The 12489-nt window shown below is 66.7% G+C and carries 13 protein-coding genes; all 13 read left to right on the forward strand.

Annotated features, from left to right (window positions below):
- Positions 1–157: 157 nt before the first annotated feature.
- The 13 genes from upp (at position 158) to Q0176_RS06775 (ending at position 12388) form a co-directional block, all read left to right on the forward strand.
- Positions 158–1252: a uracil phosphoribosyltransferase gene (gene upp, locus Q0176_RS06715; RefSeq protein ID WP_299300530.1), complete on the forward strand. Its 1095-nt coding sequence runs from the start codon at positions 158–160 to the stop codon at positions 1250–1252.
- Between the two features lie 13 nt (positions 1253–1265).
- Positions 1266–2150: a glycosyltransferase family 4 protein gene (locus tag Q0176_RS06720; protein ID WP_299300532.1), complete on the forward strand. Its 885-nt coding sequence runs from the start codon at positions 1266–1268 to the stop codon at positions 2148–2150.
- Positions 2151–2232: 82 nt separating this feature from the next.
- A complete protein-coding gene (wecB, locus tag Q0176_RS06725; RefSeq protein ID WP_299300535.1) occupies positions 2233–3360 on the forward strand; it encodes a UDP-N-acetylglucosamine 2-epimerase (non-hydrolyzing) in 1128 nt (375 codons plus the stop codon).
- Positions 3357–4622, forward strand: coding sequence for a UDP-N-acetylglucosamine 1-carboxyvinyltransferase (murA, locus tag Q0176_RS06730; protein WP_299300538.1), 1266 nt, complete (start codon positions 3357–3359; stop codon positions 4620–4622). Before wecB ends, murA begins: the two co-directional genes overlap by 4 nt.
- The gene (locus Q0176_RS06735) at positions 4619–5596 is read left to right on the forward strand and encodes an isopentenyl transferase family protein (protein ID WP_299300541.1); all 978 of its coding nucleotides are present in this window, start codon (positions 4619–4621) and stop codon (positions 5594–5596) included. The genes murA and Q0176_RS06735 overlap by 4 nt, the downstream gene beginning before the upstream one ends.
- 19 nt (positions 5597–5615) lie before the next feature.
- Positions 5616–6272, forward strand: coding sequence for a uracil-DNA glycosylase (locus Q0176_RS06740; RefSeq protein ID WP_299300544.1), 657 nt, complete (start codon positions 5616–5618; stop codon positions 6270–6272).
- A complete protein-coding gene (uppS, locus tag Q0176_RS06745) occupies positions 6269–6985 on the forward strand; it encodes a polyprenyl diphosphate synthase (RefSeq protein ID WP_299300547.1) in 717 nt (238 codons plus the stop codon). Before Q0176_RS06740 ends, uppS begins: the two co-directional genes overlap by 4 nt.
- Complete coding sequence (locus Q0176_RS06750) at positions 6966–7787, forward strand: phosphatidate cytidylyltransferase (RefSeq protein WP_299300550.1); 822 nt, start codon at positions 6966–6968, stop codon at positions 7785–7787. Before uppS ends, Q0176_RS06750 begins: the two co-directional genes overlap by 20 nt.
- Positions 7787–8944 (forward strand): 1-deoxy-D-xylulose-5-phosphate reductoisomerase, encoded by a 1158-nt coding sequence (locus Q0176_RS06755; protein WP_299300565.1) that lies wholly within the window; start codon positions 7787–7789, stop codon positions 8942–8944. The genes Q0176_RS06750 and Q0176_RS06755 overlap by 1 nt, the downstream gene beginning before the upstream one ends.
- Before the next feature lie 97 nt (positions 8945–9041).
- The gene (gene rseP, locus Q0176_RS06760) at positions 9042–10103 is read left to right on the forward strand and encodes an RIP metalloprotease RseP (protein ID WP_299300553.1); all 1062 of its coding nucleotides are present in this window, start codon (positions 9042–9044) and stop codon (positions 10101–10103) included.
- Complete coding sequence (ispG, locus tag Q0176_RS06765; RefSeq protein WP_299300556.1) at positions 10100–11167, forward strand: (E)-4-hydroxy-3-methylbut-2-enyl-diphosphate synthase; 1068 nt, start codon at positions 10100–10102, stop codon at positions 11165–11167. The genes rseP and ispG overlap by 4 nt, the downstream gene beginning before the upstream one ends.
- Before the next feature lie 82 nt (positions 11168–11249).
- Positions 11250–12194: an ornithine carbamoyltransferase gene (argF, locus tag Q0176_RS06770; protein WP_299300559.1), complete on the forward strand. Its 945-nt coding sequence runs from the start codon at positions 11250–11252 to the stop codon at positions 12192–12194.
- 14 nt (positions 12195–12208) lie between these two features.
- On the forward strand, positions 12209–12388 hold the full coding sequence (locus tag Q0176_RS06775) for a hypothetical protein (RefSeq protein ID WP_299300562.1): 180 nt from the start codon (positions 12209–12211) through the stop codon (positions 12386–12388).
- Positions 12389–12489: the final 101 nt, after the last annotated feature.

The raw sequence follows: 12489 nt of genomic DNA on the forward strand, positions 1-12489 counted from the left end.
TTCCCGGGCGTTTCTCGCCTGTAATCTCACCCGGTTTGTAAACAACCCTAAATTATCCTACACATAAGTTTATCTCGAACACAAATTGTGGGTTTGACGCTCCCCGCGGCCTGGGGTAGTGATATCATTGTTAGGATATCGATGGAGGTGTTGGGGAATGAACATTGCCGTTGGATGCGACCATGCCGGCTACGTCCTGAAGCCCGTGGTGTTGGACTGTCTTGCGCGGAACCCGGAGGTCCGGCTGCTGGACTTCGGGACCCATTCGGAGGAGCGGGTGGACTATCCCGATATCGCGCTCGAGGCGGCCAGGGCCGTCTCGGAGGGCAAGGCCGACTGCGGGGTGCTTCTCTGCGGGACGGGGATCGGCATGGCCATAGCGGCGAACAAGATAAAGGGCATACGGGCCGCGGCCTGCAACGACGTCGAGAGCGCGCGCATGGCGAGGGCCCACAACAACCTCAACGTGCTCACCCTGGGCGGGAGGGTCCTCGCCCCCGGGCAGGTCCCCGGCATCCTGGATGCATGGCTGACGACCCCCTTCGAGGGAGGGCGTCACCTCGTGCGTATCAACAAGATCGCGGCGGCGGAGGCCGCGGACCTCTGCGCCGGGCTTCCCTCCGGCGGCCGCGTGGTCGTGTTCAATCACCCCCTTGTCCAGCACAAGGTGGGCATCATCCGAAGCAGGGACACCAGCGTCAAGGAGTTCCGCGAGCTGCTGCAGGAGATCGCCGGGCTGATGGTCTACGAGATCACCCGCAACCTTCCCCTTACCGAGGTCCAGGTCGAGACGCCCCTGGCGGTGACGAGGGCCCGGACTCTGGAGGGCAAGAAGCTGGCCATCGTCCCCGTCCTGAGGGCCGGTCTCGGCATGGTGGACGGCATCCTTCAGCTGGTCCCCAACGCCAAGGTGGGGCATATCGGCCTCTACAGGGATCCCGAGACGCTGAACCCCGTGGAATACTACTGCAAGCTGCCGCAGGACATCGAGGAACGCGAGATCTTCGTCCTCGACCCCATGCTGGCGACGGGGGGATCCGCCGCGGCGGCCATCTCCCTCGTGAAGCAGCGTGGCGGGCAGAAGGTGTCCCTGGTGTGCCTCATCGCCGCGCCCGAGGGGATCGAGCGCGTCCACAGGGAGCACCCGGAGGCCGATATCTTCATCGCGGCCCTGGACAGCCACCTGAACGACCACGGCTATATCGTCCCCGGACTCGGCGACGCGGGGGATCGCCTGTACGGGACCAAGTAGGGGGCGGCCCTCCTTGATTGATGCCGGACTTTTTTTGCTGGGGCTCGGGGGCTTTTTCTGGGGGGGCCTGGCTACGCCGCTCTCCATCCGCTTGGCCCGCAGTTACCGGATTCTCGACCTGCCCGATGCCCGGAAGATCCACACGGGCCAGATGCCCCGCGGCGCCGGGCTGGTGCTCTGGACGGGGTATCTCCTGTGGGCGCTCTACGCGGTGGCGGAAGCGCCCTCCGTGCGTTTCACCGCGCTCGGGGCCACGATCGTCTTCCTCATCGGCTATATCGACGACATGCGCTCGCTGAGCCCGTTCCTGAGGCTGGGGCTCCATCTTCTGAGCTCGGCTCTGGCGGTCCTGCCGCTGGGGCTGCCCCCTCTGACGGCCTTTGCGTGCGCCGTCTGGATTGCGGGGGTCACGAGCGCCTATAATCTGATCGATGGGGTCAATGGGTTGTGCATCTCCCTTTTCATCGCCTCGTCGGCGGGGCTGGCCTTTCTGGGGGCCGCCCCCGTGGGGGTGGTCATGGCGGCGGCGGCGCTGGGGGTCCTGTGCTGGAACTTCCCCTGTGCCCGGACCTTTCTGGGGGATGGGGGCAGCACCCTGCTGGGCTATCTTTTCTCCGCCCATTTTCTGACCGCCGCGGCTCCGACGCTTCGGGGAATCGGACTGAACGAGCTGGTCCTGCTGCTCCTGCTGTTCGGCGGGATGCCCGTTCTGGACACGATGATCGCCTTCAGCCGGCGCATCCTGATGGGCCGGTCCCCGTTCTATCCCGACAAGGGACATCTGCACCACCGTCTGATGGGGCTTACGGGATCTCCCCTCTGGGCCGTCGTCTGCCTGGTGCTGATGCAGTCGGCGTCCCTGGCGGGCGGGCTTATGGTCTACGCGCGCCTCTCCTGACGACTTCCCGTGGAGGACATGGATTGGAAGAGATGAACTGGAGGACATGGACAACGGCGAACGAAGGAGGCGGGGGCGCTTCATGCATAGGATAGCCTGTGTCGTCGGGACCCGGCCGGAGGCCATCAAGATGGCGCCGCTCGTGCGGCTGCTGAAGGAGGACGGGCGCTTTGCGGTGACGGTCCTGGCCAGCGGGCAGCACTCCGACATGCTGCAGCAGGCTCTGGCCCATTTCCGAATCGCGGCGGACGTCAACCTGAACGTCATGAGGGAACGCCAGACCCTCGATCACGTGACCTCGGCCGTTCTGCTGGGGGTCGGCGCCTTCCTGGACGGGAGTCCGCAGGACATGCTGCTGGTGCACGGGGACACGACGACGACGCTTGGGGCCGCCATGGCGGGCTTCTACCGCGGCGTCCCGGTCGGGCATGTCGAGGCGGGGCTGCGCAGTCACAACATGGCCCTTCCCTTTCCGGAGGAGGCCAATCGGGTGCTCGCCGACCGGCTGGCCTCCCTTTTCTTCGCGCCGACCCCGGGGGATGCGGAGAACCTGAGGCGCGAGGGAGCGCCTGAGGAACGAATCTTCGTGACGGGCAATACCGTCATCGATGCGCTCCTTTGGACGCTCGGGAACCTCGGCCGGGCGGAGGTCCTGGACGGGGTCCCCGAGGACGGTCCCCTCGTATTGATGACGGCGCATCGAAGGGAATCGTGGGGGGAGCCCCTGGCCCGCATATGCAGGGGAGTGGCCGCCCTCGTCGAGGCGCATCCCGAGGTGCGGGTGCTGGTGCCCCTCCACAAGAACCCGGCCGTCCGCGAGGTCGTCCGCAGGGAGCTTGGAGGCTTTCCCCGGGTGATCCTCACGGAGCCCCTGTCGTATCCCGACTTCGTCTCGGTCATGAACCGGAGCCTCTTCATCGTGAGCGATAGCGGAGGGATCCAGGAGGAGGCCTCGGCGCTCCGAAAGCCCGTGTTGATCCTTCGGGACCTCTCGGAGCGTCCCGAGGCCATCGCCTCGGGGACGGGGGTCCTCGTGGGGACGGACCCGGAGGCCATCCTCAGGGAGTCGCTGCGCCTTCTGGAGGACCCGGACTATCGGGGAACGTTTTTGAAGCGGGGGATGCCCTTCGGCGACGGCAGGGCATCCGAGAGGATCCGGGATATCCTCCTGGACTATCTGGACAGCCTTGCAGGAGGGATCGGCGGATGAACGTCATGAGGATACAGGGGGGGATCCCTCTCAGGGGGACCGTCCGGACCCAGGGGGCGAAAAACGCGGCTCTGCCCGTCATGGCGGCCTGCCTTCTCCTGAAGGGAGGGACGCTTGCGCTCGACAACGTCCCGGACCTCTGCGACGTGAGCACGATGATGGAACTGCTCGGGGCCCTTGGCGTGGAGGTCTCGAGGGAGGAGGACCGCGTGCTGCTGAACGTCCCCGAGGACATCGCCTGGGAGGCCCCGGAGCACCTGGTGCGCAAGATGAGGGCCTCCTCGCTGGCGCTTGGCCCCCTGCTGGCCCGCGGCGGCCGGGCGGCCCTGCCCCTGCCGGGCGGGTGTTCCATCGGCAGCCGCCCCATAGACCTGCACCTGAAGGGGCTCGTGCAAATGGGGGCGAAGATAGAGATCCGCAACGGCGTGGTGCACGCGGCGGCGGATCGGCTGCGGGGCCGGAGAATCTACCTCGACTTCCCCTCGGTGGGGGCGACGGAGAACCTGATGATGGCCGCGGCACTGGCCCGCGGCGAGACGATCATCGAGAATACGGCCCGTGAGCCTGAGATCGAGAACCTCGCCGCGGTGCTGAGGACCATGGGGGTCCCCATCGAGATGGAGGGGACGGGGTGCGTCCGCATCAAGGGGGTCGACGAGGTGCAGCCGGGACGCGAACGGGTGATCCCCGACCGCATCGAAGCCTGCACCTACATCCTGGCGGGCGTCATGACCGGCGGGGAGATCACCGTGTGCGACGTCGTTCCCGCGCACATCGACGCCCTGCTCGCCAAGCTGGAGGAGGCCGGGGCGAGGTTTTCCGTCAGAAAGGGGGAGGTGACCGTCTTCCCCGTCGAACGCCTGCAGTCCGTCTCCCTGAAGACGATGCCCTATCCCGGCTTCCCCACGGACCTCCAGCCTCAGATGACGGCGGCCCTGGCCCTTGCGGGCGGCGTCAGCATGGTGGAGGAGAGCGTCTTTCAGGCCCGCTTCCTCTACGCCGAGGAGCTCAATCGGATGGGGGCCGACATCCGCATCAAGGGGGACACGGCCATCATCAACGGGGTGAGGAGGCTGGACGGGGCGTCCGTGAGGGCGACGGACCTGCGCGCGGGGGCCGCGCTGATCCTCGCCGGGCTCTCCGCCTCCGGGGAGACGCGCATCGAGGACATGGTGCACGTCTGGCGCGGATACGAGGCCATCGACCGCAAGCTTCGCGGCCTGGGGGCCTCGGTGTCCCTCGAGGAGGGGGCCGAACGATGACGAAGCCGAGGACCGAGGCGGGGGAGGCCCTGCGGGATGTCGTACCGAACGTCGCCGAGGGACTGCCCCCCCAGGTGAAGATCTCCGAGGAGAAGTTCCCTGAGGAGAAGCTCCCTGAAGAAAAGCTCCACGAGGAAAGGACCCCGGTGCGGAAGCCCGACCTCTCCACGATCGAGGTGTACGCGTTCGTCGGGCCGGCGGGGACCGGCAAGAGCCAGAGGGCCTCGCAGGTGGCGCGCCAGCACGGCATCGACCTGATCGTCGACGACGGCCTGGTCGTGTCCCGGGGGCGCATCATGGCGGGCCGGAGCGCCAAGTCGGAGGGCAACATGGTTCGGGCCATCCGGCGCGCGCTCTTCGAGTACCCCGCCCACCGCGAGGAGGTGGTGGGCTTCCTCGAGGGACGCGCTCCCTGCAGGCTGATGCTCCTCGCCACCTCCGAGGGGATGATGCGGAAGATCGTCGCGAAGCTGGGCCTGAACGACCCCGTCAAGATCATCGGCATCACCGACGTGGCGACGCGGGAGGAGATCGACAACGCGCTTCGGGAACGGCGCGAGAAGAGGCAGCACGTCGTCCCCGTCGCCCGCACCCAGATTCAGCGCAACTTCGCCGGAAAACTGGTGAGCCAGCTCAAGGACCTCTTCAAGAGCAAGGACAGGGACGACGGGCGCACCATCGTCAAGCCTCCCTTCAGTTTCGACGGGCACGTGACGATCGGCAGGGAGGCCATCCTGGAGATGTGCCGGCGCCTCGTCGTGATCGGAGAGCACGTCCGCAAGGTACACGAGATCGAGCTGGAGACCGACGACGACAGCCTCGAGGTGAACCTGGAGATCGACCTCAGGCTGGGGAACCGAAGCGCCCTGCTCATCGCCCGCCTCCTGCAGAAGAAGATCAGCGTCGGGCTGAGCTACTTTACGGGGATGGACGTCAGAAAGGTCAACGTCAGGATCCATGAAATCGAACTCTAGCTCGGAGGAAAGGGATCGGATGGGCGCGGACGGGATGGGGGCCGCGCGGAACGCCCCCGAGGACCGGCGGGCGGCGGCCTGGGACGAGCTGAGGGCCCGGGTCGAGACGTGCGACCGCTGCGGGCTCTGCGGGACCCGTACGCGTACGGTCTTCGGCCAGGGGACGGCGCGGACGCCGCTCGTCTTCGTCGGGGAGGGGCCCGGGGCCGACGAGGACCGGGAGGGGCTGGCCTTCGTGGGAAGGGCCGGTCAGCTCCTCACCCAGATCCTCACTGCGGCGGGGATAGACCGGGAGTCGGTCTTCATCACCAACGTGGTGAAGTGCCGTCCTCCGAACAACCGCGTGCCCACCCAGGAGGAGATGATGCGGTGCGGGGATTTTCTGGAGGCGCAGCTCCTCCTGATCCGGCCGCGCATCCTCGTGTGCCTCGGCAATACGCCGATGCGCTGGATACTCAAGACCTCCGAGGGGATAACCGCCCTGCGCGGGCGCTGGTTCGAATGGCGGGGGATCGAGGTCATGCCCATGTTCCACCCCAGCTACCTTCTGCGCAACGACTCTCGGCAGAAGGGCAGCCCGAAGGACCTCACGTGGCAGGACGTCCAGAAGCTGAAGGCCCGCCTGGACGAGATAAGGCTGGACGAGACAAGGAAGGAGAACGCCGAGCAACCATGAAGACGGAGTCGAAGTCGGCGCCGAAGACGGTGCCCGATCATCTGGCAATCATCCTCGACGGAAACGGAAGGTGGGCCAAGCGGAGGGGGCTGCCCCGCCTCATGGGGCACCGTGCCGGCCTGAGGAAACTCGAGGAGATGGTCCGCCTCGTAAAGCGCCGGGGAATCCGCTATTTCTCGGTCTACGCTTTCTCGACCGAGAACTGGAACCGGCCGAAGATGGAGGTCGACGGCCTGATGAGCCTCTTCCGCTACTACATCCGCCGCAAGGTCGACGCGATCAGGGCGGAGGGCGGGCGCATCCGTTTCGCGGGGCGGCGCGACAACATTCCCGCGGACCTTCTGGAGATGATGCGCTGGGCCGAGGAGCGCACCAGGGAGGAGACGACGATCGACTTCATCCTGTGCCTGAACTACGGCGGACGCGCCGAGGTGCTGGACGCGGTCAATGCGCTCGTGGCGAGCGGCCACTCCGGCCCCGTCACGGAGGCCGACCTGCGGCGCTTCTTCTACCTGCCGGACGTCCCGGACCCGGACCTGATCGTCCGGACGAGCGGCGAGCTTCGCCTCAGCAACTTCTGGCTGTGGGAGGCGGCCTACAGCGAGTTCTACTTCACGGACATCCACTGGCCCGATTTCGACGAGGCCGCCCTCGACGCGGCCCTTGGGAATTACGCCGGGCGGGAGAGGCGCTATGGCGGGCTCAAATCCTAGCCGCGAGCTTATTCTGCGCACGTTGAGCGGCGCCGTCATCGTCCTGGGGATCATCGGCGGCATCTACCTGGGGGGGACGGCCTGGCTCTGCGTCGTGGCCACGCTCGCCCTCATCTCGCAGGGGGAATATTACCGCCTGCTCGGCAAGCGGCTGAGGCTCTCGCGCGGAATCGGCTACATCTGCTCCCTGGCCGTGCTCCTCTCGGCCGTCGAGGGGAGCCGGCCGGTCTCGATCGCCCTGATCCTCTCCCTGAGCACCTATGCCATCTTCATGGTCGAGATCCTGCGCCGCCAGACGACGGGGCAGAGCTTCGTGGTCGGGAACGTGGGGGGGACCATGTCCGGGGTGCTCTTCATCGTTATGCCCTGGACCTGCATCCTCCTGCTGCGGAGCCTCCCCACGGGGAACCTCGTTCTCGTGTCCCTCTTTGCCAGTACGTGGGGCTGCGACGTCATGGCCTACCTGATCGGCGCGCGGTGGGGACGGAACAGGCTCTGCGAGCACATCAGCCCAAAGAAGACCTGGGAGGGCTTCATCGGCGGCTTCCTGGGCAGCTTCCTGATGGTCGCCATCGTCATCTACGTCCTGGAGCAGCCGCCCTATCCCCTTTTCCTGATCGGCCTGGTCTGCGGGCTCGCCGGCCAGATGGGGGACCTGGCCGAGTCCCTCCTCAAGCGGGAGCTCGGCGAGAAGGACTCGGGCCGTCTCATCCCCGGACACGGGGGGGCCCTGGACCGCTTCGACAGCATCCTGATCAACGGGCTCCTGACCTACCTGCTCTTCGGGATCGTCCTGACGTGATGGGGCCGGGACGGAAGCGGATTGCGGTCATCGGGGCGACGGGCAGCGTGGGGTCGTCCGTCCTGGATGTGTGCCGCGCCCACCCCGACGCGCTCGAGGTCCGTGCCCTCGCCGCGCGGTCGCCCTCCGAAAAACTGATGGCGCTGGCGGCGGAGTTCGGTGTTACAATGCTCTGCGTCCACGACGCGCCGCCCGGTTTGGGTCCGGAGGAACCGGGGGCAAAAAAGCTCCGGGGCCCCGGGGGCCTGATTGCCGTGGCGGAGGACCCGTCGGTGGACCACGTGGTCTTCGCGTCCTCCGGGACCGCGGCCATCCCGGCCCTGCAAGCCGCCCTGCGTGCGGGGAAGGAGGTCTCCCTGGCGAACAAGGAGAGCATCGTCGTCGCGGGGCCGTGGGTGATGCCCCTGGTACGGACGAGGGATCAGCTGCGTCCTCTGGACAGCGAGCACAACGCGGTGTGGCAGTGCCTGCATGGCGAGTCCGCCCCCGTGCGGCGTGTCCTCCTGACGGCCTCGGGCGGCCCCTTTCGGACCTGGACGGCGTCGGAGCTGGAGACGGTCACGCCCGATATGGCGCTCCGCCATCCCGTATGGTCCATGGGCCCGAAGATCACGGTCGACAGCGCCACCCTGATGAACAAGGGGATCGAGCTGATCGAGGCGATGATGCTCTTCAGCCTGGAGCCCCATCAGGTGGACGCCGTGGTCTCTCCGGGGTCCTTCGTTCATGCCCTTGCGGAGTTCGAGGACGGCAGCGTCAAGATGCTCGCCGGGGCGCCGGACATGCGGCTTCCGGCATCGTCCTGCCTCTTCTGGCCGGAGCGCCGTTTCCCTTGCGGGGGACTTGAACGGCCCGTGGTTGCCCCCCGCACGATTGCCTTCGAGGATCCGGACCCGGAGCGCTTCCCCGCCCTGAGGCTGGCGCGGGAGGCGATGGAGCGAAAGGGGCCGTTCCCCGCCGTGCTGGTCGGGGCGGACGAGGTGGCCGTGGAGCGCTTCCTCTCGGGGCGACTGGGGTTTACGGCTATCGCACGGGCCGTGGAGGAGACGATGGAGGCCTGTTCGCTGCCGCCGCCCAAGTCCCTCGAGGACGCACTCGCGGCCCTGGAATGGGCCCGTCGGCACTGCGCCGCCGTCTGCAACTCGTGGGAGGCGTGAAGGGGCCGCGGACGAATACCGAATGGGATTCCCAAGGGACGAGTCCCTTGGGTGGGTCCAGGGAAGTTTTTAGGGAAGCAAGGAGGAAATCGATTCGATGCTGACAAGTATCATTGCGTTCATAATCGTCATCGCCATCTGCGTGCTGGTCCACGAGTACGGGCACTACATCACGGCGCGCCTTCTGGGCGTCCAGGTACACGAGTTCGCCTTCGGCATGGGGCCGGTAGTGAAACAGATCGAGCAGAGGGCCGGGCAGGATGGGAGGCCCCGGATGCTCTGGTCCTGGCGTCTTTTCCCGGTCGGCGGCTTCTGCCGGCTGGCCGGAATGGGGGAGGAGTCCGACGGGGAGGCGGTGCTTCCGGGCATGGGGTTCAACGAGCAGTCCGCCTGGAAGCGTTTCTTCATCCTCTTGGACGGGGCCCTCTTCAACGTTCTGCTGGCCTTCCTGCTGACGGCGGTCTTCCTCTGCGGGCATGGGGTCATGAACATGGAGGACACGAGGATCGGGACCCTGATGGAGGGGTTCCCCGCGCAGCGGGCGGGCCTCGAGGTCGGGGACCGCGTCGTGGCGGTGAACGGCAGGTCCGTCGCCCATTGGCGTGAGATGTCCGAGGCGCTGAGGGAGGCTGCGGTCAAGGGGGATGTCCGCCTCGAGGTCCAGCGCGGCGACCGTACCCTGACCGTGACGACGCCCATCCCCGACAACGCGGAGTATGGGCACCCCATGCTGGGGGTCACACCCGCGCTTCTGCGCTATTCCCCCGGGCAGGCTTTGCAGAATGCCGCAGGGTACACATGGAGGATGTCGAAGCTCATGCTCAAGGGGGTCTGGGACTGGGTGACGCAGCGCCAGGAGGTCGACGTCACCGGCCCCATCGGCATCGCCTCGATGTCCGGGCGGGCCATGAGGGAGGGGCTCTGGAGCTTCGTGACGTTCCTGGCCCTGATCAGCCTGAACCTGGGGCTGCTCAACCTCTTCCCCATCCCCGCCCTCGACGGAGGGCGCATCCTCTTCGTCCTGCTGGAGATGGTGTTCCGCCGCCGGCTTCCGGAGCGCGTGGAGAACTGGATCCACATGACGGGCTTTGCCCTGCTGATCGCCCTGATGATCTTCGTCACCTGGCAGGACGTCTACAACCTCTTCTGGACGCGATGAGGCGTCAGGTCCGGATAGGGCCCCTGACGGTCGGGGGCGGGGCCCCGGTTCGGGTGGAGAGCATGCTGAAGGCCCCCCTGTCCGATCGCGGGGCCTGTCTGGACCAGTGCCGGAGCCTCCTCGAGGAGGGGTGCGAGCTGGCCCGTGTGGCCCTGCCGACGGCGGCCGACGCGGAAGGGCTGGCCTGGCTGCTTCCGCGGACCGAGCTGCCCCTCATGGCGGACATCCATTTCGACCCCGCTCTGGCCCTGGCGGCGATGGACGCGGGGTGTCGGAGCATCCGCATCAACCCCGGGAACATGCCGCTGGGGCGTCTGAACGAGATGATACGGATCGCGAAGGATACGGGCGTCGTCATCCGCATCGGAGCCAACGGGGGGTCCCTCTCGGGGCGGCAGCTCGAGGAGGCGGGGGGGGACCGCGCCGCGGCGCTCTTTCTGGCCGTCCGCGAGCAGGCGGAGCTGTTGCTGGAGAACGGGTTCGAGGATATCATCCTCTCGGCGAAGTCCTCCTCCGTCCCCGAGACGGTGCGGGCTAACCTCCTGATTGCCCGGGCGTATCCCGATTTCCCCCTGCACGTCGGCCTGACGGAGGCCGGTCCCGGCGACGGCGGGATCGTCAAGAGCACGGCCGGCATTGCCTCACTGCTGGCGCAGGGCGTCGGGGACACGCTGCGCGTGTCGCTGACCGACAGGCCGGAGCGTGAGGTGCGGGTGGGGTACGAGATCCTGAAGGCGCTCCATCTGCGTTCGCGGGGGGTGAACCTGGTGTCGTGCCCGACCTGCGGCCGCAGGCGCGCGGACGTCATGCGCCTCGTGGCGCTCATCGAGCCGATGCTGAAGGACCTGCCCGACGGGACGAGCGTGGCGGTCATGGGGTGCGAGGTCAACGGCCCCAAGGAGGCGAAACACGCCCGGCTGGGAATTGCCGGGACCCCGGCCGGCGCGGTCCTGTTCCGGGAGGGGCGGGTGGTCGGCGAATATCCCTTCGAGGAGCTGCCGGAGGTCCTGCCGCGCTTCTTCCGGGAAGCGGACCCGAACGGCCCCGGCGAACCGGGCGAATGACGGACCCGCCGCGGGGCGGGGCATCGGGACCGTACATAAAACGGCCGATATGGGGAGACATTGGAAAAAGGGGGAACGTGGCATGCCGGTCAATCTCAAGGGAAGAAGTTTTTTGACTCTGATGGATTTTACGCCCGAGGAAATCGCCTATCTGCTGAGCCTTTCGGCGGACCTCAAGGCGAAGAAACGCGCCGGAATCCGGGGCTGCGCCCTGGCGGGGAAGAACGTGGCGCTTCTTTTCGAGAAGGCCTCGACGCGTACCCGGTGCGCCTTCACGGTCGCCTGCATCGACGAGGGGGGGCACCCCGAGTTTCTGGGCAAGAACGACATTCACCTCGGTGGCAAGGAGGACGTGAAGGACACGGCCCGGGTGCTGGGACGGATGTTCGACGGCATCGAGTTCCGGGGGTTTCGGCAGAGCATGGTCGAGGAGCTGGCCCGGTGGGCCGGGGTCCCCGTGTGGAACGGCCTGACGGACGTCGACCATCCCACGCAGGTCCTGGCCGATTTTCTCACGCTTCAGGAGAACTTCGGTCGCCTCGAGGGCCTGAACCTCACCTATGTGGGCGATGGCCGCAACAACATGGCGAATGCCCTCATGATCGGCAGCTCTAAGATGGGGGTCAACTTTACCATCGGGTCCCCGAGGGAGCTCTTCCCCGACCCCGAGCTGGTGGAGCGGTGCAGGGCGGTCGCGCAGCGAAGCGGCGCGGAGATCCGAATCATCGACGACCCCCGGAAGGCCGTCGAGGGGGCCGATGCCGTCTACACCGACGTCTGGGTCTCGATGGGCGAGGAGGCGCAGAAGGAGACGCGCGTCCGGCTGCTGACCCCATGGCAGGTCAACGGGGACCTGATGAGGGCGACCGGCAGGGAGAGGACGATCTTCCTGCATTGCCTGCCGGCGGTGAAGGGCTGCGAGGTCACGGAGGAGGTCTTCGAGTCCTCCTGTTCCAAGGTGTTCGACGAGGCCGAAAATCGGATGCACACCATCAAGGCCGTGATGGTCGCAACCATCGGCGCGTAGGGGAGGTGGGAAGAATGTCGGAGAAACGGACCTTTCGGTGTGCCTCCTGTTCCCATGTCTTCGAGCAGGAGGGAGGGGCGCTTCGCTGTCCCGAGTGTCGGGGCAAGACCCTGATTCTGCTGGAGGGAGCGCCCCTCAGGGGCTCCAAGGGATGCGGCGGGAGCTGCGGAAGCTGTTCCTGCGGCTGCCATTAGGGAAGCGCTGATTAAAACAAAAACGTATATTTTGCCAAAGTTGAATATGCAAAACATCTATAGGCAAAATTCTCCAGAGCTTCCCTAGATTAACATGGGGG

This window comes from uncultured Fretibacterium sp., assembly GCF_938040765.1.
Classification (GTDB): domain Bacteria; phylum Synergistota; class Synergistia; order Synergistales; family Aminobacteriaceae; genus CAJPSE01.